Origin of the sequence: Rhodococcus globerulus NBRC 14531 (assembly GCF_001894805.1) — a bacterium.
Classification (GTDB): Bacteria; Actinomycetota; Actinomycetes; order Mycobacteriales; family Mycobacteriaceae; genus Rhodococcus_F; species Rhodococcus_F globerula.
In genome coordinates, this window is sequence record NZ_BCWX01000001.1 from 1,108,080 (window position 1) to 1,133,602 (window position 25,523).

Annotated in this window: 20 protein-coding genes; 14 read left to right on the forward strand and 6 right to left on the reverse strand. The window is 62.2% G+C overall.

The window, feature by feature from the left end:
* Positions 1–2 precede the first annotated feature (2 nt).
* On the reverse strand, positions 3–1,145 hold the full coding sequence (locus tag RG2_RS04850; RefSeq protein WP_033231358.1) for an acyl-CoA dehydrogenase family protein: 1,143 nt from the start codon (positions 1,143–1,145) through the stop codon (positions 3–5).
* Between the two features lie 57 nt (positions 1,146–1,202).
* Here RG2_RS04850 and RG2_RS04855 point away from each other — a divergent pair, with 57 nt between their 5' ends.
* Together RG2_RS04855 and RG2_RS04860 are read left to right on the forward strand one after the other, a co-directional pair.
* Complete coding sequence (locus RG2_RS04855) at positions 1,203–1,796, forward strand: TetR/AcrR family transcriptional regulator (protein WP_033231357.1); 594 nt, start codon at positions 1,203–1,205, stop codon at positions 1,794–1,796.
* Entirely contained in the window at positions 1,793–2,350 is a 558-nt protein-coding gene (locus RG2_RS04860; protein ID WP_033231356.1) for an NADPH-dependent FMN reductase, read from the forward strand. The genes RG2_RS04855 and RG2_RS04860 overlap by 4 nt, the downstream gene beginning before the upstream one ends.
* A 5-nt stretch (positions 2,351–2,355) precedes the next feature.
* Here RG2_RS04860 and eccE read toward each other — a convergent pair whose 3' ends face one another.
* Complete coding sequence (gene eccE / locus RG2_RS04865; protein ID WP_033231355.1) at positions 2,356–3,999, reverse strand: type VII secretion protein EccE; 1,644 nt, start codon at positions 3,997–3,999, stop codon at positions 2,356–2,358.
* 62 nt (positions 4,000–4,061) lie between these two features.
* Here eccE and eccB point away from each other — a divergent pair, with 62 nt between their 5' ends.
* Positions 4,062–5,525: a type VII secretion protein EccB gene (gene eccB, locus RG2_RS04870; RefSeq protein ID WP_033231354.1), complete on the forward strand. Its 1,464-nt coding sequence runs from the start codon at positions 4,062–4,064 to the stop codon at positions 5,523–5,525.
* On the opposite strand, the gene RG2_RS04875 is transcribed toward eccB, so the two are convergent.
* Positions 5,518–6,168, reverse strand: a complete 651-nt coding sequence (locus tag RG2_RS04875) for a TetR/AcrR family transcriptional regulator (protein ID WP_033231353.1) — start codon at positions 6,166–6,168, stop codon at positions 5,518–5,520. The genes eccB and RG2_RS04875 overlap by 8 nt on opposite strands.
* A gap of 153 nt (positions 6,169–6,321) precedes the next feature.
* Between RG2_RS04875 and RG2_RS04880 the strand changes: the two genes are divergently transcribed.
* Positions 6,322–8,445, forward strand: a complete 2,124-nt coding sequence (locus RG2_RS04880) for an ABC transporter permease (RefSeq protein ID WP_051730220.1) — start codon at positions 6,322–6,324, stop codon at positions 8,443–8,445.
* Here the strand turns inward: RG2_RS04880 and mycP are convergent.
* Both mycP and eccD read right to left on the reverse strand, forming a co-directional pair.
* Entirely contained in the window at positions 8,442–9,845 is a 1,404-nt protein-coding gene (gene mycP, locus RG2_RS04885) for a type VII secretion-associated serine protease mycosin (RefSeq protein WP_051730219.1), read from the reverse strand. The genes RG2_RS04880 and mycP overlap by 4 nt on opposite strands.
* Before the next feature lie 17 nt (positions 9,846–9,862).
* Complete coding sequence (gene eccD, locus RG2_RS04890; protein ID WP_033231352.1) at positions 9,863–11,329, reverse strand: type VII secretion integral membrane protein EccD; 1,467 nt, start codon at positions 11,327–11,329, stop codon at positions 9,863–9,865.
* Between the two features lie 243 nt (positions 11,330–11,572).
* Here eccD and RG2_RS04895 point away from each other — a divergent pair, with 243 nt between their 5' ends.
* The 9 genes from RG2_RS04895 (at position 11,573) to RG2_RS04935 (ending at position 22,411) form a co-directional block, all read left to right on the forward strand.
* Positions 11,573–15,583, forward strand: a complete 4,011-nt coding sequence (locus RG2_RS04895; protein ID WP_033231351.1) for a type VII secretion protein EccC — start codon at positions 11,573–11,575, stop codon at positions 15,581–15,583.
* Complete coding sequence (locus RG2_RS04900) at positions 15,565–17,067, forward strand: type VII secretion-associated protein (protein ID WP_033231350.1); 1,503 nt, start codon at positions 15,565–15,567, stop codon at positions 17,065–17,067. The genes RG2_RS04895 and RG2_RS04900 overlap by 19 nt, the downstream gene beginning before the upstream one ends.
* 154 nt (positions 17,068–17,221) lie before the next feature.
* Complete coding sequence (locus tag RG2_RS04905; RefSeq protein ID WP_033231349.1) at positions 17,222–17,527, forward strand: WXG100 family type VII secretion target; 306 nt, start codon at positions 17,222–17,224, stop codon at positions 17,525–17,527.
* A gap of 117 nt (positions 17,528–17,644) precedes the next feature.
* Positions 17,645–17,941, forward strand: coding sequence for a WXG100 family type VII secretion target (locus RG2_RS04910; protein WP_033231348.1), 297 nt, complete (start codon positions 17,645–17,647; stop codon positions 17,939–17,941).
* A gap of 322 nt (positions 17,942–18,263) precedes the next feature.
* Complete coding sequence (gene rplM / locus RG2_RS04915) at positions 18,264–18,707, forward strand: 50S ribosomal protein L13 (protein WP_033231347.1); 444 nt, start codon at positions 18,264–18,266, stop codon at positions 18,705–18,707.
* Entirely contained in the window at positions 18,704–19,213 is a 510-nt protein-coding gene (gene rpsI / locus RG2_RS04920) for a 30S ribosomal protein S9 (protein WP_033231346.1), read from the forward strand. Before rplM ends, rpsI begins: the two co-directional genes overlap by 4 nt.
* 144 nt (positions 19,214–19,357) lie before the next feature.
* The gene (gene glmM, locus RG2_RS04925; protein WP_033231345.1) at positions 19,358–20,704 is read left to right on the forward strand and encodes a phosphoglucosamine mutase; all 1,347 of its coding nucleotides are present in this window, start codon (positions 19,358–19,360) and stop codon (positions 20,702–20,704) included.
* Positions 20,705–20,828: 124 nt separating this feature from the next.
* Positions 20,829–21,146, forward strand: coding sequence for a hypothetical protein (locus tag RG2_RS04930; RefSeq protein ID WP_051730218.1), 318 nt, complete (start codon positions 20,829–20,831; stop codon positions 21,144–21,146).
* The gene (locus RG2_RS04935; RefSeq protein WP_037279945.1) at positions 21,146–22,411 is read left to right on the forward strand and encodes a hypothetical protein; all 1,266 of its coding nucleotides are present in this window, start codon (positions 21,146–21,148) and stop codon (positions 22,409–22,411) included. The genes RG2_RS04930 and RG2_RS04935 overlap by 1 nt, the downstream gene beginning before the upstream one ends.
* Before the next feature lie 244 nt (positions 22,412–22,655).
* On the opposite strand, the gene RG2_RS04945 is transcribed toward RG2_RS04935, so the two are convergent.
* Positions 22,656–23,513: a poly(ethylene terephthalate) hydrolase family protein gene (locus RG2_RS04945; RefSeq protein ID WP_051730217.1), complete on the reverse strand. Its 858-nt coding sequence runs from the start codon at positions 23,511–23,513 to the stop codon at positions 22,656–22,658.
* Positions 23,514–23,602: 89 nt separating this feature from the next.
* Between RG2_RS04945 and glmS the strand changes: the two genes are divergently transcribed.
* Positions 23,603–25,465 carry a glutamine--fructose-6-phosphate transaminase (isomerizing) gene (glmS, locus tag RG2_RS04950; protein WP_033231343.1) on the forward strand — a complete coding sequence of 621 codons (1,863 nt, stop codon included), beginning with the start codon at positions 23,603–23,605 and terminating at the stop codon, positions 25,463–25,465.
* Positions 25,466–25,523 lie beyond the last annotated feature (58 nt).

The following is a 25,523-nucleotide window of genomic DNA, read 5'->3' on the forward strand; positions in this document are numbered from 1 at the left end:
GGCTATCCCGCCAATTGGCGCGCGATGACCAGACGCTGAATCTGGTTGGTGCCCTCGAAGATCTGAGTGATTTTGGCTTCACGCATGTACCGCTCGACCGGGAAGTCCTGGGTGTACCCGTAGCCGCCGAATACCTGCACGGCGTCGGTCGTGACCTTCATCGCGGCGTCTGTGGCAATGAGCTTGGCGACGCTGGCGTTGCGGGAGTACGGCACTCCGGCGTCGCGGCGACGGGCCGCATCGAGGTACGTGGCACGAGCGGAGTCGACGGCTGCGGCCATGTCGGCGAGCACAAAGCCGAGGCCCTGATGGTCGATGATCCGCTTGCCGAAAGCCTTGCGTTCCTTGGCGTAGGCAACCGCGTCGTCGAGTGCGCCCTGGGCGATGCCGACGGCAACGGCCGCAATTCCCAACCGACCGGAGTCGAGGGCGCTGAATGCGATGGGAAGTCCCTGACCGCGCTGGCCGATGAGGCGCTCGTCCGGGATGAAGGCGTCGTCGTAGTTCGCAGAGGCGGTGGGAACAGCGCGCAGTCCCATCTTTTCCTCGGGCTTACCGAAGCTGAGGCCCTCGGTGTCCTTGTCCACCAGGAGGCAGGAGATGCCGCGTGAGCCGTCGTCGCTGGTGCGGGCGAAGAGGTTGTAGAAGTCTGCCTTGCCGCCGTTCGTGATCCAGGCTTTGCTGCCGTTGATGCGGTATCCACCGTCGACGGGTGCAGCCTTGCAGGACAACGCTGCTGCGTCGGATCCCGCCTGGGATTCGGAGAGGCTGTAGGCGCCGATGGTGTTGCCGCCCAGCATGTCCGGCAGCCACTTGTTCTTCTGTTCGTCGGTGCCGAAGGTGAAGAGTGGGAAGCAGGAGAGGCTGTGAACGCTCACTGCGACGGCAACTGCAGCCCACCGTGAGGCGATCTCTTCGAGAACTTGCAAGTAGACCTCGTACGGCTGATCGCCGCCGCCGAACTCCTCGGGGTACGGCAAGCTCAGGAGCCCGGCTTGTCCGAGAGCGGGGAAGACTCCATCCGGGTACTTCTCGGCCTTCTCGTACTCGTTGACCTTGGGGGCGAGGACCTTGTCTGCCACGTCTCGGGTCAGTTCGATGAGATCGCGAGCTTCTTGGCTGGGCATCAGACGTTCGACCGGCACTGTCGACTCCTGTTTCTGTAGTAGTACTGACAACGATACTGCAGTACTGTTTTCAGTATGGCAAGAGTGACGGCACGCAGAGTGCAGCTATTCGATCAGTTGGTTGCGCTTTTTCTCGACGAAGGATTCGCGCATCTCACTCTCGACGAGATCGCCGCGCGCCTGCATTGCTCCAAGAGCACCCTGTACACCGTCGCAGCCGGCAAGGACGATCTCGTGCGCGCCGTCACGGTCCATTTCTTTCGTACCGCGACCGATGCCGTCGAAGACGCGGTTGCAGCTCACGCGGATCCGTTGCAGCAAGTGAGCGCGTACCTCGAGGCCGTCGGCGATCAGCTTTCCGCCGCATCGCACCAGTTCATGGAGGACCTCGCGGCGTCCACGTCGGCGCGTCAGGTGTACGAGAAGAACACGTCGATCGCTGCGAGTCGGGTACGCGAGATGATTGTTCGAGGCGTGGACGCCGGCGCGTTTCGCGAAGTACACGCGTCGTTTGTCGCTGACGCAGCCTCGAACACGATGGTGCGCATACAGCAACGTGACGTCTACAAGGCGACCGGACTGGACGACGCACAGGCGTACCGCGAACTTGCCGCCCTCATCACCACCGGGATTGCTGCGACGGGCGCGCCGTTACCATCAACGACATGACCGATCTGTTCGTCGAGGTAATTGTCGGTTCCGTGCGCGAGGGACGAATCGGCTTGGCTGTCGCCGATTGGTTTGTTGCGCGCGCCGTGAAACAACCGAATTGGTCTGTCTCGGTCATCGACCTCGCCGAATTGATGCTTCCAACCGATTTCTCGCCGTCGGAGGCCGCCGAGGAATTGCGTCGACGCATCGAGCGCGCCGACGCCGTTGTTGCGGTCACACCCGAATACAACCATGGATATTCTGCTGCTCTGAAGACGGCACTCGATTCGGTGAAACACGAATGGCGCGCGAAACCGATCGGTTTCGTGTCGTACGGAGGAGTGTCGGGAGGTTTGCGAGCGACGGAACAATTGCGGCAGGTTGTTGCCGAACTGCACATGGTCTCCGTGCGTCAAAGCGTGAGTATTCACCAGGCCCGCAAGCAATTCCGGTCGCCAAATCCTACTGTGGACGCTATCGCAACCGATGCCGCCGACCGGATGATCGGTCAATTGGACTGGTGGGGAAGAGGACTGCGCGAGCATCGCGGCCGGAAGTCGTATCCCGGGTGAATCCGCTACGGTGACACCGGGAACTCGGCCCCTGCCCGCGGTCGTCCGATGAAGGATGTTTCGGCGGCGATGGTCACCAGCGTGAGCTCGACGCTCGACTTGTCGGTCGCGACGACAATCCGATCGCCGAGGGCATTCGGCTGGACGATCGTGAGATCGGGTTCGATCTCAGGCCACTGCGCCGGATCGCCGTACACGTAGACCGCGGTGACACCGGCGCGCGGGGGAAGAGCTCGAACACCGTCGAAGACAACGGCATTGAAGGTTCCTTCCGGTCCTTGCCCGTGGCCGGAAACTCGGAGGCGATCGGGGACACCCATCGAGTCGATCAAGGGTGTCCAGGTCTCGGGCCGATCCGTGTGGATCAGAACCCGGGTTCCGGTGGCGACGGCACGGAAGATCAATTGTTGGGCGAGATAGAGTTCCCCGGCCACGAAGACGGTATTCACGCCGGTCCCCGCAACGAGGGCAGCAACGCCTTGGCCTCGATCGTCGGATCCGAGGAGTTGTCCGCATCCCGCCAGTGGGAGCTCGAGCGCGGTCAGGTCGGCAGCGTCCATCGTTCGGGTAGGCGAGATGGCGTCGAGCGAGGTGAGCGCGGTCGGCACGTTGGTCAGCAGGGCATCGCGTTGACGGCCACGCATGGATACCAGCCCGGCGACCGGGGCAGCTTTCGGGAGATGCCGAGTCGTAAATCGACAGGTAGCGCTCACTGCCGTCAGTCCGGTTTCGGGACGTGGCCGGAGCCGAACGGTGACCGAGGTGCCCAGTGTCGCGGCCGCCCACACCTGCGCGAGACTGCTTTTGGTAATTGCCTTCGGCTCGATTCCGTAACCGAGATTCGATACACCGGGAAGTGGTGTGGAACGCCATGTTTCGGCCACGTCTGCGACTTCCACACCGCGACTGACCTGTGCGATCGACGAGGAGATCTCGGGTGCTGTCAAGATGCGGGCCCGTGCGCCGGCAGCTTCGAGAACCCGCACCACTCGGCTTGTTGCGACGGAGATGCTCCGCGCCGCTCCGTCGCCGCCACCACCGCGGCGGTCGACGGCATCGGAGCCTTCGATTCGGTCGAATCGTAGTGCAAGCCAGACGATTCTGGTGGCCGTAGCGGGTAGCGGGCCGATCAGACGGTCGTACACCTCGGTTGCCGGTGTTCCGGACGCCACCCGAAAACCGTGGCTGACGATGTCGATCCCGGTGAGCGAAATGTCGTGTTGGTGAAGGCAATCTGCGAGTGCGGCAGTGGGAAGGGTATGCGACGCGTCGAATGACGTTCGGCCGATTCGGGTCAGGTAGTCGTGCGGCGCCATGATCTCGACGACGCTCACCAGCGTCGAACCGTCGACGCGTAGGCCGATGGATTGCTCGCTGGGCGTCTGGAAGCTCACGATGGTACCGCTGGAGGTCTGGCACCGTCGCATGTATCGAACGGCGGTCCGAATCCACGTCGTGATCGATCGACCGCCGATATGCAGCAGCAGGATCACCGCGACGGCGGCTGCGATCGCGATTGCCCACCGCAATTCGAGTCCGGCAAACAGGGCGAGACACGCTGCGCTGATACCCACGGCCTGTGCACTGACGACCTCGCGCGCCGAGATCCTGTGCGACGACGGCCAGTACTTCAAACGTGATCTGTCCACGGTTCCACCCCCGGGGGAACTGTACTGTGTCATCTCAGGGGATGACAGGTACGGGGGGAAATATGGCTGCTACACCTACAACTCGGTGGCAGGTCAACGGATACCGCTTCCTGGTTCGGCGCATGGAACATGCACTGGTCAGGCGGGATGTGCGGATGCTGCACGACCCGATGCGATCGCAATCGCGGGCCTTGATCGTCGGTATCGTGCTGGCGTCGTTGGGTCTTGCGGGGTGTGGTGTGCTTGCGCTTTTTCGGCCTCAGGACAAGATTGCCGATGCAGCCATCGTGGTCGGAAAAGACTCGGGTGCAATGTTTGTCGCAATGGAGGGCACATTTCACCCGGTTCTGAACCTTGCATCTGCGAGGTTGATCATCGGTTCGCCTGACAAGCCTTCGATCGTGAAGGAATCCGAAATCGATGGCAAGCCTAGGGGAGCGCTGGTGGGGATACCAGGTGGGCCGTCGGCACTACCGGAGGCGGCAGATCCGACAAATGCGCCTTGGGCGGTGTGTGACACCGTAGGTGCCGACGGCAATCGGTCCGTGGCCTCGACGGTGCTGGTCGGCGAGCCGAAGTTGCGGGAAGTCGCGTCGTACTTGCCTTCTGATCACGCGCTTCTCGTGCGTTCGGGTGCTGATCATTTTCTCGTCTACGACGGGAAACGGGCTGCTGTCGACATCGGTGATCCGGCGATCACGCGGGCATTGGGACTTGAAGGAATCGAGCCGCGGCCGATCAGCGTCGGCATGCTCAATGCGATCCCGGAGGTTCCGCGGCTACAGGCTCCGGCCATTCGTGGTCTTGGCACAGTGCCGCAGTATCCGTTGGCGGACAAAACAGTCGGATCCGTTGTTCAAGTCTCCACGGGCTCCGAGATGATGTACTACGTCGTTCTCGAGGACGGTATGCAGAAGGTCAGTTCAGCTGTGGCGCAACTGATCTACTTCTCCGACTCTCAAGGTGACTCGGGAATGGCCACTGTGACGCCGGATGCGATCAATCGCATTCCCTCGGTGAACGAACTTGCCACGGCCGCACTCCCGGCGCTGGCTCCGACCGTGGTGAACGAAGACGTAGCTCCGGTCAGTTGTCTTGTCTGGAAACCGGATCCGGTTTCGGTTGCAGCGCAGCGTAGCTCTGCGAGCGTGAGTGTGGTCGTGGGTAGCGACCTGCCGATTGCCGCCGACGCCAGGGTGGTTGCGCTGGCGCAGGCGGACGGGTCGGGGGATCGGTTGGATTTTGCCTACGTCGCGCCGGGTAAGGGGGGATTTGTTCAGGCGACCGGGATCGAGACGGAGAGTACTCGGCGCGACAGCGTGTTCTATGTTGCCGATACCGGCGTGAAATACGGAGTGCCGAACGAAGATTCGGCGAAGGCGCTCGGACTCTCGAGACCTCCGGATCGCGCGCCTTGGCAAATGTTGGAGTTGTTGGCTTCGGGACCGTCACTCGACAAATCGAATGCCCTTGTTGCACATGACGGAATGACGCCAGACCCGTTTCCGGCGGCGCCGGTCAATTAGCGCTCGTGCGTGCGCTGAGAAAGTCCCCGACGCTGGTGACGGGGGCCGAAAGTATGCCAACGGCCGCGTCGATGATGAAGTAGGCCAAGCCCGTCCAGTCGGGGTCGATCGAGTCTTGCTGAACCAGTGACTCGTACCGGGCGCAGACGTCCGTGACCATGCGACCCATGATCCAGGCCCTGCCGGCCAGTACGGGTGGTGGCACGTCCGCGAGGAAGGCCCTCGTTTGCTGGATGAGGTCGTCTTCCAGCGGGTCCGACATCATGGAGATGAGTTCCATTCCGGATGGCACTGACCTCAATTGTTGGAGCAGGCGTGCCCGCCAGCTGGGCCGCGGCATCGATGCGAGCTGATCGGTCCACGGAAGGATGAGGCAGCTCAACAAGTCTCGGAGATCGGGGTTCTCGCCCAAGACGGCGACGAGTTGTGTGCGGCGCAGCTTGGTCTCGGTCGCGTGACGCTCCAACAAAGCGCGGATAAGTTCGTCGCGTCCGCCGAAGTGATAGGCCACGGCGGAGTGATTGGCGTTGCCTGAGTGTTCGGCGATGTGACGGTTCGACACCGCGTCGATGCCGTGGGTGGCAAAGAGTTCCTCTGCCGAGTCCAGCAATGACTGCCGCACCCGATCTCCGTGTTGTCCCATGCTTCCTCCGTTTGCTGGTTCCCTGACTGGTCTTCCGGCGCGACGCCGCGGAAGTGGGATCAACGTCACGACTCTACCGATTGCCATTTTAAGTCATGCGGCGTAATTTTTTTAAGACGCGCAGCGTAATTTTTGATATTTAGGAGTTCGACTATGACCACCACCGCATCGCCGGAAACCGAGCATCCGCCAGGCGAGCCCACGGAAGTCGAGGCTGCTGCTGCTCGAGCCCGAAAAGAGCAGATCGGCCGATATGTCGCGATGATCCTGCTGCCCTTCCTGATGGTCGGCATGATGATCACGGGGTATCTGGCCGCGATGCACGCGCCTTCCCCGAACAACATGCCGATTGCGGTGGCCGGGCCGATCCAGCAGGCCGATCAGTTTGCTGCTGCGCTCGAGGCGTCCGATCCGTCGGCCGTCGATGTGCGAGTAGTCAGTAGCGAGGACGAGGCACGTCAACTCCTCCTGGGCCGTGAGGTATCCGGCGTCGTGTCGTTGCCCGCTACGGGAGGCGACACAGCAACGGTCTACACCGCGAGTGCGGCCGGTGCTGCTCAAGTCTCGACGGTCACCGGACTTGTCGCCCCACAGGTGCTGGAGCAGGGGCTCAACGTGACGGTCGAGGATCTGGCTCCATTGCCTGCCCACGACACCGCTGGTCTGGCGGCGATGTTCATGGCCACGGCGCTCATGCTTGCGGGCTACATGCCGCTGAGTATCACGCTGTCCAACTCGCCGGAGCTGCTGCGATTCCGCCGAGTCGTACCACTTCTTGCCGGATGGTCTGCGCTGATCGCAGCGCTCGTGTGGTTGGTCACCGGCCCGATTCTCGGTGCAGTCGAGGGCCATACGGCGGCAGTTCTCGGAATCTCCTGGCTCGCTGTCTTTTCCGTCGGTTCCGTGCAGTTGTTCCTTACCCGGATATTCGGGCCGATGGCGGTTCTGGTCGGCATGCTGTTCATCATGGTGCTCGGCGTCCCGGCCTCGAACATGGGAATGTCGGTCTACACCCTGCCGTCGATCTATGCGACGCTGCACGGGTTCCTGCCCACTGCGGCAACGGGTGAGGCGCTTCGATCAGTGCTGTACTTCGGCGGCGACGGTCTCGGCTCGCACCTGATCGTTTTGGCGCTCGGAGCAGCGCTTGCGCTTCTCGCGACCTTGGGCGTCGACGCGCTCAAGCGTCGTCGCAGTCCTGACGGTGGAGCGCCTGAGGTTTCCATGGCGTCGCTGACTGCTGGGCCACGTCCGACCAGCAACAAGGTTCGGTACGCGACTCTCGCGTTCTTCCCGTTTGCCATGGTTGTGCTGATGCTTTCGGTCATGCTCGGAGCGATGTATCAGCCGGCGCCCCGTGACATGCCGGTCGCTGTGGTTGCCGCTTCGAGCGAGCAAGCTGAGCAGGCCGTTGTGGGACTGGAACAGAACTTGGGCGGATTGTTCGATCTGCGTGCAGTCGATTCGGTGGACGAAGGCCGCCAGCTCGTTCAGGACCGCACGGTTGTCGCAGCATACGTACTGCCCTCCGCCGATTCGCCGACCGCGACTCTGATCACCAGCCAAGCTGCCGGCATGAGCCAGCAGCAAGCCGTGGCAGCTGTTTTCACGCAGGTTGCCCAGGGCCAGCAGGTGCCGCTGACCACGCAGGATCTTGCGCCGCTTGCCGATTCCGATTCCAGCGGCACGGTCAGTATGTACATTGCGATGGGCTGGATCATGTCCGGCTTCATGATCATCGTCGTCGCGAGCAGTGCTGCGCCCACGGTGATGAAGTTGCGGACTCTGCTCCCGGTGCTAGCCGGGTGGTCGGTCTTCATGTCCGCCGTGATCTGGACAATTGCCGGACCTGTAGTCGGAGCGATCGACGGCCACTTCTGGCAGCTCTTCGGAACCGGAATCGTCGCGATCTTCTGTACCGCGCTGTTCACGACGGTGTTCGCACGGCTACTCGGGCTCCTCGCAGTCATCCCGGCGGTCGCAATCTTGATGTTCCTCGGGGTTCCGGCGTCTGGTGGTGCGATGTCGGTCTACATGGAACCAGAGATATTCCGAGTGCTCCACGGCATCCTGCCGATGCCTGCTGCCGTGGAATCGGTACGGTCGATTCTGTACTTCGGCGCGGACACAGTCGGGTCGCATCTGATCACGTTTGTGATCTGGGGCGTTGTCTCCTTGCTGTGCGTCATGGTCATCGACAAGGTTCGTTCCGCTCGGGCCGAAGATCTGCCCCCGGAGCACGCGGATCTGCCCCAGGCTCAGCTGTCTGCTGTTTAGCGACGACGTGAACGGTGTCCTCGCTCTGCAAACACACGACGTATCGGAAACGATGACAGCAGGGCGAGGACACCGAGCGAACCTACGGCCGCGACGCCCAGGAGAGCCGCGTCGCGCGCGCGGTTGTCCGGCGGCGGCGGTACGGGCAGCGCAGCCAGAGTCGAGGTGTGGTGACCGAGCGGATAGGTTTCGACATCGCTCGGCAGCGCGGTGACGGCTGCCAACGGATCGACCACCCCATGCCCGACGTAGGGGTTCCAGCCCTCGGCCGGGGCGTGTGCCGTCGACTCGATGCGCTGAACTACCTGTGCAGCGGTGAGATCCGGGTATCGGGATCGAACCAGCGCCGCGGTTGCCGCGACGTACGGCGCCGCAAAACTTGTCCCGTTGATTGCTTGAACGGAGCCGTCCGGGCCGTACGTTCCGTTGGTCAACCCAGGTTCGGTGGGATGGAGTGACACTACTGCGGTACCGGGAGCGGCCACATCGACCCAGGGACCACCGAGGCTGAACGAGCTTGCCGCCCCGTTGGGATCGACGGATCCGACGGTCAGTACGAAGTCGTCGTACCAGGCGGGGCTGGCGAGCGTGTTGACCGAATTCCACAGGTCAGCATCGAGTGTCAGCGGGCTAGGAGTGGGATTCTGGGTCTTGCAGCCGCCGGATCCGACATTTCCTGCCGCGGCCACGACAACGATGTCCTTGACGAGCGCGGCGTATTGGATTGCGGCACCGAGGCGTTGATCGTCGATACCCTCGGCTGCCGACTTGCACGCAACTTCGGAGATGTTGATGACGGTGGCTCCCATGTCGGAGGCGTGACGGACAGCCATGGCCATCGTGTCGACATTTCCGTACCCCGCCGAGTTCTCGGCGATTTTCGGGTCGCCTTGGCTGCCGGCAAGGGAGTACGCCGAACTGGACTGTCGGATCGTAATGATTGTCGCGCCGGGTGCGGCGCCGGAGAAGCCTGACCCAGTCACAGGTTGAGCGCCGATCAACCCAGCGACGACGGTACCGTGGGCGTCGCAATCCTCCGTTCCGTCGGCAGCTCCCACGTAGTCGCCACCGGGTTCCAGATTGGGAAGTCGGGGATGACGGCTGACTCCGGTATCGATCACCGCGACACGCTGCCCTGCACCGGTCGTGATCGGCCAGACCGTATCGAATGCCAAGTCCAGCTGGGCAGGAGGGACATTGGCACCGTCGCCGCCCGACACTGCCGGGACGCACAGAGTGCGCTGTTGCGTGGCTTGCGGTGGCGCCGCGGGGCCGTCTTCGGGAAGCATCAACGGATCGACGGGTGGCGGCATCGCGCCGACAGCTACGCCTTGCCCCGCACATAGTGCGAGTGCGGCGATGGCGAGGAGTGTCGCAGTCCAGGATATTCCACGGTTCATGCGTGTATGTCCGACGCTCAGAGTCCGCGCATGACCGAAAATAGATCGGTCACCCAACAGATCAGAGGCACGATCAGCGCGATTGCAGCCAAGTCGACCAACTCTGCAACCCGTCGCATCACCGGGCTGAACACCCGGTTCGGTGCGAGGATGCCGAGCACGAGTGCCAGGATGAGAACGGCCATGGCGAGGGCAAATACGACGACGGCGTCGTCTTTGTGTAACCAGATCTGGGCGCCCAGAACAACTAGCACGATGGCAGCCCCACACGCGATGAGGGGAACCGCCTGGGCGGTACCGGCAAATGTGCGTCCGCGGAGCATCAGAACGCCTGCGGTGACTCCGGCAAGGGCAAGGCCGGACCAGACGATTCCGTCGTCGGTATGGACCGCGGCCACGCTCAGCGCACCGGTCATGGCCGTCACGGATGTCGCGACCACCAAACCGGTCAGGTAACTGCGGGCGCGTCCGGTTCGCTCGGTCAGTTCGTCGAAATTCGGCATGTCGGGTTCGGCGGCAAGATCACGAGCTTCGTCCAAGGGATTTGCCGGTACCGGCACTGGCGGCAACGGAAGCTTGGCAAGAATCATCGATAGCCGGGCCGAGTAGGCGAGGGTGATCAGCGCGAGTGCGATGGCGACTGCGCTTATAGTTTCCAGCGAAACGCGCGGTAGCAGCGTTGCTGCCGCAGCAGCTGCGGTTGCGGCCAACGAGATGCCGAAAAGTGCTGTGAATGTGGCTAACCCGACGCCGCAGAGGCGCAGGCATAGTAAAGCGACCGATGCGACGAGCACGGAACCCATGAGAAGGTGTGGCGCCTCTAGGTCGTCGGGCACGGCAAGGAGACCAGCCGTGAATGCAAGTGGAATGCCGGCGCAACCGAGGACCAGGGCGCTTCCACTGTCGTGGTAGACGCGGGCTGTCACGATCGACGCAATGGTCAGTAGAAGGGACGTGATGAAAGCGCAAGTGGCACCCGATATTCCGGTTGCGCCGACAATCAGCGCGGCGGAGCCGAGCATCGATGCGAGGACAGCGATCACAGAGCCGGTGATCCGTGCGGCCAGTGGTGTCCACCGCCGGTAGGTCTGCGCGTCGGTGGCGGCGACGGTGTACATGATGTCGTCGAACAACGGCGGTGGAGCGGCAGCGTCCGCGGCTTCGAGAACGAGTAGTTCTCCGTCACGGATTCCATGCTCGTGAAGGGAGAGCGTGCCCGACAGCGGTGCGCGGCCAACCTTGGCCAGTGTCCAGTCCGTCGGTTCGAATTGTTCGGATACGGTGTCGAAATCGTTGGAGCCGCTGTGGCTTCGAATAGTGTCGACTATGCCGGGAATGACCAGTACGAGCGGAATGCGCAGCGGCACTGCGAGATCGACCTGCGAATGTGCCGAGAGAACTGTCAGTCGACACAGCTCTGCCGACGGTGCGCTACGACGATCACCTGGCGCCGCCGGCGCCGTGTCGGTTGTCGACATGCTCATGAATCAACCCCACTGTTCACTGTCGAACCCCACCCTTCGACGCGATTCCCCGTTCGCGTCCCCCTTCTTTATCGGAACCATACGACACCGGACTGGGAATTGCTGCCGCCACTGCTCCAGTGGAACGGTTGCGCTCGAAGGTCTTGTCGGCCCGATGGGTTAGTGTCTTCTCGTTGCGTGGACTTTGTGCCGTGGGGGCGGTTCGGTTGATGTCGGACACATCGCAGCGCTGTAGGGGGCGAAGTGAGTACAGTCAGATTTTTGCGTCGGGCTCGGCGTGAGGCGCCACGGGCGCCAGGCGGCGAGGTGACGTTGCAGGCGCCGCCCGAGATCCCTCGTGCGACTCCTGGCAATCTGCTGACCAAATTGCTCCCGGTGGTGATGGTGGTGGCAATGATCGGCATGGTCGCGTTGATGTTCACGTCGGGAATGGCGCGAAATCCCATGTCCCTGTTGTTTCCGATCATGATGATGGTCTCGATGCTCGGGATGCTGGCCGGTGGGGGTCGTAGTGGTGGCGCGCGGACCGCCGAGGTCAACGAGGACCGTAAGGACTATCTTCGTTATCTCGATCAGTTGCGTCGTGATGTCGACGAGACCGGGCAGGCGCAACGTCGGGCACTCGAATGGAGTAGTCCGCAGCCGTCGTTGCTGTGGACCCTGGCGGGCACGTCACGCATGTGGGAGCGTCAGATAACGGACCCCGATTATTGTCACGTGCGTGTCGGTCTCGGCAGTCAGAGACTGGCGACTCGTCTGATCTCGCCGGAGACCGGACCGGTTGAAGACCTCGAACCGGTTGCATCCGTGTCGCTTCGACGATTTGTCCGTTCCCATTCGGTGGTCGAGGATCTTCCGACTGCGGTATCGCTGCGGGGGTTCGCCTCGATAGCGCTCGAAGGTCAGCGGGACGCGGCGCGGTCGTTGGTCAGGGCGATGTTGATGCAGTTGTGTACTTTTCACGGTCCTGACATATTGCAGATCGCTGTGGTGCGTGGCCCCGATACTCAGGTCGAATGGGAATGGGTCAAGTGGTTGCCGCACACGCAGCACCCGGAGGCATATGACGGGGCGGGCGCGGCGCGGATGGTGTACGGCTCCTATCTCGAGTTGGAAGGTGCTCTGGGTGAGCAACTTTCGATGCGAGGCCGCTTCTCGCGAAACGCGCCCGCATCGTCAGGTGTGCCGCATGTCGTCGTTGTCGTCGACGGCGGATTGCTGGAAGGCGATTCGGGTCTGTTGACGGGAGCGGGTCTGGATTCGGTGACGATCCTGGACCTGTGTGGTTTCTCGTCGTCGTTGTCGGCCAGTCGTGGTTTGCGTCTGGTGGTCGCTCCCGATCAAGTGGGCGCGGTCAGTAGTGCCGGCGTCGAGAAGTTTGCGCGCCCTGATTCCGTCTCCACGACTACCGCCCAGACCTTCGGCCGACGGATGGCACCGTACCGTGCTGCTTCACAGAACGCTGTCGATTCGGGGGACGACGACACGGCGTCGCGCTCGTGGAGTCAGATGCTTGGCATCGGAAACGCTGCGCGGTTCAACCCGGAGCATGCGTGGTTGCCTCGCCAGGGACGTGATCGACTGCGGGTGCCGATCGGTGTCGGTGCCGACGGTCAACCTGTCGAACTCGACCTCAAGGAATCGGCTGAGAACGGAATGGGGCCGCACGGTTTGTGCATCGGGGCAACAGGTTCGGGAAAATCGGAGTTTCTTCGGACGCTTGTGCTCGGTTTGATCGCGACACACTCGCCGAACGCCCTCAATCTTGTCCTCGTGGATTTCAAGGGTGGGGCAACCTTCCTCGGTCTCGAAGAGGCACCGCACGTTGCGGCCGTCATCACCAACCTTGCCGAAGAACTGGCCATGGTGGACCGAATGCGCGACGCACTTGCCGGTGAAATGAACCGTCGTCAAGAACTCCTCCGGGCAGCGGGAAACTTCGCAAATGTGTCGGACTACGAAAAAGCGCGGATGGCGGGTGCCGCACTCGACCCGCTGCCTGCCCTGTTCGTCGTAGTGGACGAGTTCTCCGAATTGCTCAGTCAACAACCGGAATTCGCTGACCTCTTCGTGGCAATAGGCCGACTCGGCAGATCGCTGCACATCCACCTGCTGCTTGCCAGCCAACGTCTGGACGAAGGGAAACTGCGTGGGCTCGACAGTCATCTGTCGTACCGAATCGGCTTGAAGACATTCTCCGCCAACGAGTCTCGAACCGTGTTGGGGGTCCCCGACGCATACTATCTACCCGGAAATCCAGGCGCCGGATATGTGAAAGCGGATTCTGCCGAGATCGTGCGCTTTCAAGGCGCGTACGTCTCCGGACCCTATGAGGGTGCGAGGATTGCGCCGACGCGACTTGCGACGGAACAATCCGTCGGTCTCGCTCCGGTGTTGTTCACCGCTGCGACGGTGATCAGTGATCACCTCCCGGAGGATGTGGTGGAGCCGGACTTCGTAGATATGGGGGAGGCAGGTGACGAATCACGAACGCTCATGGGAGTTCTCGTCGACAGGATCAAGGAGTACGGTCCGCGCGCGCACGAAGTGTGGCTTCCTCCGCTCTCCGAGTCTCCGACGCTCGATCAGCTTCTTCCGCGCGCCGTGTCGCGTGATCCGAATCTGCCCCGTGGGAATTTGAGTGCAGCGTTCGGAATTGTCGACAGGCCGTTCGACCAGCGGCGCGACCCACTTGTTGTCGACCTCAACGGGTCGACCGGAAATGTAGCGATCGTCGGCGGCCCGCAGTCGGGGAAATCGACGGCACTGCGGTCCCTGATCATGGCGTTTGCTCTGACGCATACCGCGGAGCAGGTGCAGTTCTATTGCCTCGATTTCGGCGGCGGAACCTTGCTGGGACTGCGGGACCTTCCGCACGTCGGTTCGGTGGCAAATCGTCTCGACCAGGACAGGGTCCGGCGAACAGTGGCGGAGGTTTCGACGGTAGTGCAGCAACGGGAGCGACTCTTCCGTGAACTCGGTATCGACTCGATGGTCGAATTCCGGCGACTGCGCACTGCCGATCCCCGCGGAGTTGGTGTCGCCGCCGGGCTCGAACGCGACAGGTTCGGCGATATCTTCCTGGTGATCGACGGGTGGCCAAGCGTTCGTTCCGACTTCGAATCTCTGGAAGGGCCGATCAGTATCCTTGCGGCGCAGGGATTGTCATTCGGGGTTCACGTCATGGTCACCGCGCCGAGGTGGGCAGATATTCGGCCGGCATTGAAGGATCAGCTCGGCACGCGGATTGAACTTCGCCTGGGTGACCCAGGAGACTCCGACGCGGGGCGCCAGAAAGCGAATCTGGTTCCGGAACGTCATGCGGGGCGCGGTATCACTCGTGAAGGCCTGCACTTGTTGATCGGGCTTCCGCGTATGGATGGTATCTCCAGCAGCGTAGAACTGAGCGCCGCGGTATCTGATTCGGTGATGCGCATCGCGGCTATGTCGACGTCTCGACCCGCTCCGCCAGTTCGGATGCTCCCTGAATCATATACGCGTGCAGAGCTTCTCGCGTCCGTTGGAGACAGGTGGCCGCAGGCAAGCGCGGGTGACGGTCGGTGTCTGCGGGTACCTGTCGGGCTGGGTGAAACCGACCTCGAACCTGTCTACATGGACTTCGCGGAGCATCCGCACCTCCTGATATTCGGCGATACCGCCTGCGGGAAAACGTCGCTGCTCCGCGGCATAGCCGAAGGGATCATGGCGTCGAACACACCGGCGCAGGCGAAATTGATCATCGGTGACTATCGCCATTCGATGTTGGGTGTGGTCGACGGCAATCACCTCGGTGGATACTCGGCCTCAGCGGCGACATTCGGTGAACTGATGGCGGACCTTGCTCGGATCGTCGGCGGAAGAATGCCGAATTCGGATACGACGCAACAACAACTGCGAGAACGCTCGTGGTGGTCGGGACCGGAAATCTACGTGATCATCGACGACTACGACCTGGTGGCAACATCCACCGGCAACCCGGTGGCGGCATTGCTCGAGTTCATTCCCCACTCGAAGGACGTGGGGCTGCATCTGGTGATCGCCCGACGATCCGGCGGGGCAGGGCGTGCACTGTTCGAACCGGTGATTGCCCGGATCCGCGACATGGCACCTGCCGGCGTCGTGATGAGTGGCAGCCGCGACGAGGGGAATCTGGTTGGCGCCGTGCGTGGTTCCGAGATGCCGCAGGGGCGGGGTACGTACGTGTCTCGGTCGCAGACCCAGCTGGTGCAGCTACCGTGGATGCCACCGCTGTGACATCGGGTCACACGTTGTCGGTGTCTGTTCATATAGGTTCGTCCAACGCGTGGTCGGCAACCGGGCAACGCGAATTCTGTTGCAGAGTCGACACCGAGCAGCATTCGTCGCCGGCCGCCGCGTTGCCTGCAGTCAATCCGCTCGATTTCATCGACGACAACTACATGGAGATCGGTGGACGAATCGCGCCTACCGATCTCGAACTGGTGCACTTGATTTTGCACACCGTGCAAGGTTGCGGTCTGGCAGATGCGGATGTGCTGTACCTGAGCTATCCGACCGAGTGGGGAAATACCCGAAAGGGACGGTTGCTCGACGCTGCGCGCCAGGTCGGGTACGACGTTGTCCTTGTCCCGACCGCGATTGCGATTGCGCGCGCCACCCGGGGGAGCTGGCGAGCGAGGTGCATCGTGGTCGAGATCCGCGGTGGTGACGTTGTCGTTTCGTGTGTGCGCGATTTCGACGGAGACGTCACGCTCATGAACACCCAGCGCAGAGCACTGTCGGAATTGCCGCAACTATTCGGTGAATTCGAGGAACTGACAGTTCGGGACTCTGTAGTAGTTGTCGGGCGACATTCGCATTCGATTGCGTCGTCCTTGGAGCGCGGGTCGCGAAGCATTCACGGCTATGCGAGCGTGCGTGTTCTCGACGAGAGTCGGATCGTGCGAGCGATCGTTGATCCGCGGGTGCGTCTGGAGTCGGTCACAGCAGAAAATTCGGCGGGTCGGGCTGTGGACAACTCGGCATTCGGAGACCGGTGGGTGCCGCCGTCAAGGCTGGTCACGCCAGCCGATTCGGGTGTCCGCCAGCGCCGCTGGTTGCCGGTGCTGGCGGTGTCAGTCGTTGTTGTCGGACTGCTCGGGGTGGGCGTGGCGGTCGCGACCGGGCGAGGCGGCGTCGAAAGCACTGCGGTCGAAGGTACTGCGGTCGAAGCCCGAACTACTGACGGTGAGTCTGCCGATGTGGTGCCGCCGACCGCACAACCGACCACACTGGGGAGTGCCCAGCCGAGCACGCTGGTGCCTTCCACTACGTCGGCCGTGGCAACGACAACAATCCCGCTCGCCGGTGGCAACGTGAGCGTTGTCGTGCCGGCGGGGTGGGCGGCTGATCGCGGCGGATCGGCCGCAGGACGGATGGACTTGATTCCGGCGTCTGGGAATGATCGCAAAATCGTCATCGTCGAGAAGGAGCTCCGTGCAGGCGTCGAGTTCGACGCGGTCGAGATCGATCTGCGTGAGCAGCTTTCGGCGATAGAGGATCCACTCCGCTTCGGAAACCTCGAGTCCACTGTTGCCGTGGACGGACGAAAGGTTCTGTTGTACAGGGAATTTCCGGATGGATATTCCGAAGTTCGGTGGCAGGTATTTGTCGAACGTGGCAGGCAGGTGAGTATCGGATGCCAGTACCTCGTCGGTGAATGGGACGCGTTCGAGCCGGAGTGCGCTCAGATCGTCGAATCACTGTCGTCCGTGAATTGACCGCGCGAAATTTCTTTTCGAACCGCCGGAACCGTCGGCGAGTGCGCGGCGTCCAAGTATGTGTAGCGCACATCAGGTACTTGTTGCCGGCGAAGGTCCGCCGGATGTGAGCCACCGCCGACACCGCGCATGCACATCACAACCAGGGGGAAACATGGGCTTTACCGCAACTACCGCTGAATTGATCAGTTCGGCGAATGTCATCAACGGCCATTTGGGCGACATCAGAGGTCTGGTGAATGCTGTTCGATCCGAGGCGGAAGCGTCGAGCGGTTCGTGGAAGGGCAGTGCGCACACCGAATATGCCGACATCATGGTGCGCTACAACAACGCTGCCATGAAGCTCGATACGGCGCTGGGCGATATCTGTGAGCAGATCAAGCAGTCGGCCGGAACGTTCGACAGCGCAGAATCCGACAACGTGAGTTCGTTGCGCGGCGCGACCGTCAACATGTCCTGAGTGCTCTGAATCAGGCTCCGCGCAAGAACATTCGGTGAGTCGACTGAGATCGTCCCGGATGCGACAGACATACAGAGATCAGATTCGATACGGACATAAAGTGGAACGGGAGTGGTTATGAGCGAGAACATGATCAGGTACGACTTCGGCGGACTTGCCATGTTGTCTGACGAAATGAAGCGTCAGGCGCAGGCGATCAACGACAAGCAGGGCGAGATCAAGGTTGTTGTCGACAACCTGCAGGCGGGATGGGAAGGTGCGGGTTCTGAAGCCTGGAACGACGCTCAGCGTCGGTGGGGGCAGGCGTCGGAAGAGCTGAACATCGTGCTGGCTCAGATCGCCAACGCAACCGCGAGTGGTTCCGATTCGATGCGCGACGCCGATCGCGCCGCCGCGAACGGCTTCGGGCGCTGACTTCACGTCGCATGTGGCTTTCCGTTTTCTACCCCGACGAGCATCGGTCGTCGGGGTAGAAAGCTCTTGTATGAATGCTGCCAACGGTAGTCCGGACTCTCTTTGACCGGAGACGGTTGATACCGGTATCGTCTATCGGTGGCGTGCCGTAGGCCTCCGCATGTTGATGTCCGGATGTTTGATCGTGTGTTCGACTGCACGTTCGATTCCCGGAACTCGATGCGCAGGGTCCAGCGGTTCTCGGGTCTCAACTGGCCGCCGAGAATTGTCTATGCGATACGCACATGGTCAGCAGTGGAATGAATTAAGACGAGGAAGTTCTGTGTCTACGTACACCCCGAAGGCCGGAGATGTGACCCACACGTGGCACGTCATCGACGCCACCGACGTGGTGCTGGGCCGTCTTGCCGTTCAGGCAGCGACCCTGCTGCGCGGTAAGCACAAGCCCACCTACGCTCCGCACATCGATGGTGGCGACTTCGTCGTCGTCATCAACGCCGAGAAGGTTGCCATCAGCGGCAACAAGCTCGTTGGCAAGAAGGTCTACCACCACTCCGGATTCCCGGGTGGCCTGAAGTCCCGCACCGTCGGAGAGGTCCTCGACCGGACCCCCGATCGCCTCGTGGAGAAGGCCATCGTCGGCATGCTCCCGAAGACCAAGCTTGGTCGCGCGATGAGCAGCAAGCTCAAGGTCTACGCGGGCCCGAATCACCCCCACACCGCGCAGCAGCCGGTGCCGTTCGAGATCAAGCAGGTCGCACAGTGACATCGCCGGAAGAGCAGAACGTGACCGAAGAAAACATCGAGGCAGTGGAAGAATTCGCCGCCGAAGCAGTCGAGGTCGTCGAAGAGGTTGCAGCGGCTACGCTGGCACCGATCGTCATCGATCGCCCGATCCAGACCGTTGGTCGTCGTAAGGAAGCGGTCGTCCGCGTCCGCATGATCCCCGGCACCGGCCAGTTCAAGCTCAACGGCCGCACCATCGAGGATTACTTCCCGAACAAGGTGCACCAGCAGCTGATCAAGGCTCCGCTGGTTACGGTTGAGCGTCCCGAGTCTTTCGACATCGTTGCACTGCTGCACGGTGGCGGACCGTCCGGTCAGGCAGGCGCGTTGCGTCTGGCTATCGCTCGTGCGCTCATCGAGGTCACCCCCGATGATCGTCCGGCACTCAAGAAGGCCGGCTTCCTGACCCGTGACGCTCGCGCAGTCGAGCGTAAGAAGTACGGACTGAAGAAGGCTCGTAAGGCATCGCAGTACTCGAAGCGTTGATGCTTCGCCGAGGTTGACCGGCTGGTCTGCTTCGGCACCTGTTCGACTCGAGAGCAGGCGTCCATCGTTACCGGACGCCTGCTCTTGTGTTTTTCGGGAAAGATATTTCACAGAACTCGCACAAGATATTCAGGGAGTTGTTCGATGGGGCGGTTGTTCGGAACTGACGGTGTGCGCGGCTTGGCCAATGGTGATCTGACGGCGGATCTTGCGCTGCGATTGTCGATAGCGGCTGCGCATGTTCTGGCAGCTGAATCAACCGGTGGTGGCACCCGCCGCCCGACCGCGGTCGTCGGACGCGATCCTCGTGCGAGCGGTGAAATGCTCCAGGCAGCTGTCACGGCGGGGCTGACTTCGGCCGGCATCGACGTCTTGGATGTCGGCGTTCTGCCGACACCAGCGGTTGCCTATCTGACTGGTTTGTTCGATGCGAGTCTCGGCGTGATGATCTCCGCCTCTCACAATCCGATGCCGGACAACGGCATCAAGATCTTTGCCGCGGGTGGACACAAACTCGACGACGATGTCGAGGCCGCAATCGAGGCCGCCATCGACGGTGGTGTGGCGCCGAAGTTGCCGACCGGCGCGGGTATCGGGCGAGTACGCCCGGTCGGTGATGCCGCTGCGCTCTACTTGCAGCATCTCGGCACCGCTCTGACTCAGCCGCTCGACGGCCTGACCGTTGTTGTGGACTGCGCAAATGGGGCAGCCTCCGAGGTCGGCCCGGCGGCCTATCGGGCTGCGGGTGCGACGGTGATCGCGATCAGCGCCGAACCGGACGGCCTCAACATCAACGACGGTTGTGGATCCACTCACCTGGAGAATCTGCAGAAAGCAGTGGTTGAGCACGGCGCCGATCTTGGTCTTGCCCACGACGGTGACGCCGACCGTTGCCTCGCCGTCGACGAGACCGGGGCAGTGATCGACGGCGACGTGATCATGGCGGTGCTGGCGGTGGCGATGCACGAATCCGGAGAATTGGTCGACAACACACTTGTGGCGACCGTAATGAGCAACCTGGGTTTGCACCTTGCGATGCGGGCAGCGGGTATCGACGTGGTCACAGCGGCGGTCGGTGACCGCTATGTGTTGGAAGAACTTCGTACCGGCGGATACAGCTTGGGCGGCGAACAGTCCGGACACGTGGTGTTCCCCGGATTCGGAACAACCGGAGACGGCGTGCTCACCGGACTTCGATTGCTGGCCAGGATGGCGCAGACGGGTAAGTCGTCCTCGCAGCTCGCCGCAACGATGACGTCGCTTCCGCAGGTCTTGGTGAATGTGAGGGTGGAAGACAAAGCAGCAGTTGCCGCAGCGACCTCGGTAATGGCAGCGGTCGCCGATGCCGAGCGTGTGCTCGGTGACGCCGGCCGTGTTCTGCTTCGACCTTCCGGTACCGAACAATTGGTGCGAGTCATGGTCGAAGCTGCGGATCTCGGTGTGGCACGCAAGCTTGCCGACGAGCTGGCAGAAACCGTCGCAGCGGTGTAACCGCATGTAGCGTGATCGTCCGGTGGGGAACTGAATTCTCGTGGGAACGACCCACGGGGTTCGTGCGTCCAAGTAGTCATGGACCGCCGGATCTTTCGTGCGGCCGGGCGAAACGGAGTTCCGCATGGATATCGACCACACTGCTACCGATGAGCTCGAGCGTCGGACAGCGGCGCTTGCGCAACAGATGGGTGTGACTGCACGAACGTTGGAATTTCCCGAGTTCTCGGGCGCGTGTGCAGGCCGGGATTACGTCGAGTGTGGCAACACGCTAGCTGCTGCGCTGGGTGGGCTCCGGATACGGATGGTGGAACGTGCCCAGTTCGTCGAGGCTCTCGGCGCGCGTATCGGTACTTCCGCCCAAGCGATTGCGGATGTCGATCTGGGATTGGCAGACCAATTGCGAATGCACAGCCGCGAGTATACGAAATCAGGTTTCTGATGCCGATTCGCAATGCGGCCACGTCGACAGCTTCGGCAGATGCTGCGGAATCTATTATTGCGCAACGTAATTCGTTGTCGGTTCCGGACGAAATTCTCGACTCCGGTAGCGTCGGATTGGATTTCTTCGAGCGTTTTCACGACGCGGCCACTCGTCTCGGTATCGAAATGCGACCGCTGGGTAGCTACGACGAGATGTATCGTGCCGAATCGGGAATCGATCTGCAGGCTCTGCACGCTGACGTGTCGACGATGTCCCTTGCGGCGGAAGCGTCGTCGCGCGATTCGCAGGACTTCGCGGTCCTGTCCGAGTCGCTCGCGGAGATCTGGAATGTCGAGGCTGTGGACGACGTTGCCGGACGAGTGCGCGACGAGCAGCGAAGAGCGGAAGTCGACGTGGAGGCCATGCCGTTGCTGATTTCCGTCGCCGACGAGCTGGCAGGAATCGTTCGAACTGCTGTGGTGGACAAGGCTTTCAAGGTTGCGTCGCTGAATCGAGAAACGATCGGCGGTATCGATGCGCAGCGCATCGATCAGCTGGTGGACGTGAGCACGCAGCAAGGGGGCGTGGACGCAGTTGCCAAGGCTGCCACGTGGTTTGCGCCGTTGTCGGATGAGCAATTCAGAGCGGTGCGATATGCCGCGCCGGTCGATCAGATCGAAACTTGTAGAGCAGCAGCAGATCTCGTCAGACCTTGGATCGATCAGATCTTCAGGCCTGTGTACGTGGATACCCGCGACGAGTTCGACCGCGCCTGCGAGCAGGCCCGGGTGGCTCTGACCGACGCTTTCGGGGTTGCCGCCGGTATCGTCTCCGAACTGTTTCCGGTCGAGAGTGAATCTACCGAAACGCGGCATTCTTCAGTTCCGGCCGACGCAGCGCAGACATCCGTGCCGCAAGCAGTCGAACCGTCGGGGGACAGGGTTGCACCTGCACTCGAGTTGGCGGTCGGTGCAAATACCTGGGGGTTCTCGCTCGCGCCGGACGGACGTGGGGTCAGTCTTGAAGTTCGTGACCTGTCAGGGGAGTCCGTCACTGTCACTGTGGAATTGGACGAGCACGGCTGGCCGAGAATCGCGGTGGAGACGGATGCCGCTCCCGTAATGTCCGAGGCGCCGGAGCCCGCGCCGCAGCAGTACCAACCCCCGAATCCAACTCCAGTAGACACTGCGCCGTCAGAAGACCCTGCACCGCCAGAACACCGTGAGTCGCTGAACGAACCGATTGTGACCGGAGCCGAATTAGCCGGGGCGGGGCCGATATGAGTTTGTCGCAGTTCGACGCCATCAATGCGGCCATGGATTCGCAACTCGCCGAATTTCGCATGCGACGATCTGCTGCCGAACGTGACCACCAACAGCGGTGTGCACAATTCGGCGAATTGTCTACCGGTGTGAAGGAGTTCGGGCGTTTACCCTTCGAACAGGGCGCGTTTCTGCGATCAGCGTCCGCGTCGATGCCTGGCGACACTGCGAAGTCCGGCCAGCCGGTACGAGATTCGAGTGCTGATTACCGGGAAACTGCCTGGCTCCGGCGAGCGTCGGACTGAGAGTGGGTGTCGGACTGAGTATCCGCGTCGAACATGGGCGAGGTGTGCGGGAATTCGGTGTCCTGATCGGCAAATGCTTCGTAGCGCTTGTCGCCGGTCAGGTGGAATAGAAGGAATCCCGTCAGCAGGCAACGCGTCGTGGCCTGTGTTTTGCGTTCGGAGCCGCCGAGGCCCAATGCTCCCAGAAGGCGACGCCCTTCGATGAGACCAGCGTCCTGGGCGTCGTCGACGGTTCGTCCGATTACGGGTCCGCCCCATTCGCGGGTGAGCGGGCGGGCGTTGCTGGTGAGTGAGTCGACGTCATCCTCGCCGGCGAGGATCAGCCCGGGGGCTGTGATCTTGGACGCGTAGTTCTCGGCTTTGGGGGCGGTGGGTGCGGGGAAGAGTGCGGCGACGGCGGCGACGTTTCCACGTTGTGCGGCTGCGAGGACCGCGGCACCGGCACCCATCCCGTGTCCGGCAAATGCGACGTGGTCAGGATGAACGCTGATCTGCCCGGGACCGAGTCGGACGCCGACGCAGATGTCGAGGGTCGAGCGCAGGTCTGCGGCCAATCCGAGGTGCGAGGGGACGGGGCCACGCTCACTTTCGGGTGCTGCGGCGACAATTCCCCAGGAAGCGAGATGCTGAAGTGTTTGTTCGTATTTGTGCGCACCGACCATCCAGCCGTGCCCGAAGGCGACGGCGGGGAGATTGAAGCCCGTTTCCGGGGTGTAGACGACTCCTGGTTGACCGGCCAGAGCGAGGTTGCCGCGCAGAACGCGGTGCGGTCCGCGCTTGGACAGCTCACGGGTCAGTGCCTTCAGTTTCGGTGCCACGGATCAAGACGTTATCCGATGTGGCCGTCGGCGTGCCCTGGCAACCGCAGAATGCGCGTGCGACGGGTGTCCAAGTACCCTGATTCACCATGTGCGGAATCGTGGGATACGTCGGCCACCGCCCAGCTCTGGGTGTCGTGGTGGAAGCTTTGCGGCGAATGGAGTATCGCGGCTACGACTCCTCGGGAATCGCGATTCTCGACGGAGTGGGTGGCGTTGAGATCGAGCGTAAGGCCGGGAAGCTGGCCAACCTCGAAGCTGAGTTGGAAGAGATCGGTGCGGACAGCTTTGTCGGCTCAACGGGCATGGGTCATACCCGGTGGGCTACACATGGTCGACCGACCGATCGGAATGCCCACCCGCATCGCGACGCGAGTGGGAAGCTTGCGGTGGTCCACAACGGCATCATCGAGAACTTCGCTCCGCTGCGTGCTGAGCTCGAGGCTGCCGGCATCGAACTGCTCAGTGACACCGATACCGAGGTAACGGTCCATCTGGTGGCGCGTGCGTACGCGGAGGGCCCGACTGCGGGTGATTTCGTCGAGAGCGCGTTGTCGGTTGTCCGTCGTCTCGAAGGCGCGTTCACGTTGCTGTTCACGCACGCCGATCATGCGGACACGATTGTCGCTGCGCGTCGTTCGACGCCGTTGGTGGTGGGTGTCGGTGAGGGCGAGATGTTCCTCGGTTCCGATGTGGCGGCGTTCATCGAGCACACACGCGACGCGGTGGAACTCGGTCAGGATCAGGCGGTGGTGATCACCGCGAACAGCTACCGGATCTCCGATTTCTCCGGCAACGAAGCGCAGGGGCGCCCGTTCCAAATCGACTGGGATCTTGCGGCTGCCGAAAAGGGCGGTCACGACTACTTCATGCTCAAGGAGATCGAGGAGCAGCCGACCGCAGTTGCGGATACGCTTCTCGGGCACTTCGAGAACGGCAAGATCGTTCTCGACGAGCAGCGGTTGTCCGACCAGGAACTGCGCGACGTCGACAAGGTTTTTGTCGTGGCCTGTGGCAGCGCGTATCACTCCGGTTTGTTGGCGAAGTATGCGATCGAACATTGGACTCGGCTTCCGGTCGAGGTGGAGCTGGCGAGCGAATTCCGTTACCGGGACCCGGTTCTGGACCGTTCGACGCTGGTTGTTGCCATCTCGCAGTCCGGCGAGACCGCCGATACGCTCGAAGCCGTCAAGCATGCCAAGGATCAGAAGGCTCGGGTTCTCGCGATCTGCAACACCAACGGCGCGCAGATCCCCCGTGAGGCGGACGCTGTTCTCTACACGCGGGCGGGACCGGAAATCGCCGTCGCGTCCACCAAGGCATTCCTGGCGCAGGTGACGGCAAATTACCTTGTCGGGTTGGCCTTGGCGCAGGCGCGCGGCACCAAGTACCCGGACGAAGTTGCCCGTGAGTACGCGGACCTCGAGGCGATGCCGGCTCTGGTGAGCAAGGTCATCGAGAACGCGGAACCGATCCGTGAGCTGGCTCGCACGTTTGCGCATGCGTCGACGGTTCTGTTCCTGGGGCGTCACGTTGGGTACCCGGTTGCGCTCGAGGGTGCGCTCAAGCTCAAGGAGCTTGCGTACATGCATGCCGAGGGCTTTGCGGCGGGCGAGCTCAAGCACGGGCCGATCGCGTTGATCGAGGAGGGCCTGCCGGTCATCATCGTCATGCCGTCGCCGAAGGGCCGTGCGGTGTTGCACTCGAAGTTGGTGTCCAACATTCAGGAGATCAAGGCGCGTGGTGCAACGACGATCGTGATCGCCGAGGAAGGTGACGACGCAGTACGTGCGCACGCGGATCACCTGATCGAGATCCCGGCGTCGCCGACCCTCTTGCAGCCGTTGCTGTCCACGGTACCGCTGCAGATCTTTGCCGCGGAGGTGGCCGCGGCACGTGGCTACGACGTCGACAAGCCGCGTAACCTGGCGAAATCGGTTACCGTCGAATAGCTTTCGGTGAAATCAGTGAGGCCCGCAACCTTCCGGTTGCGGGCCTCATTGCTGCCGA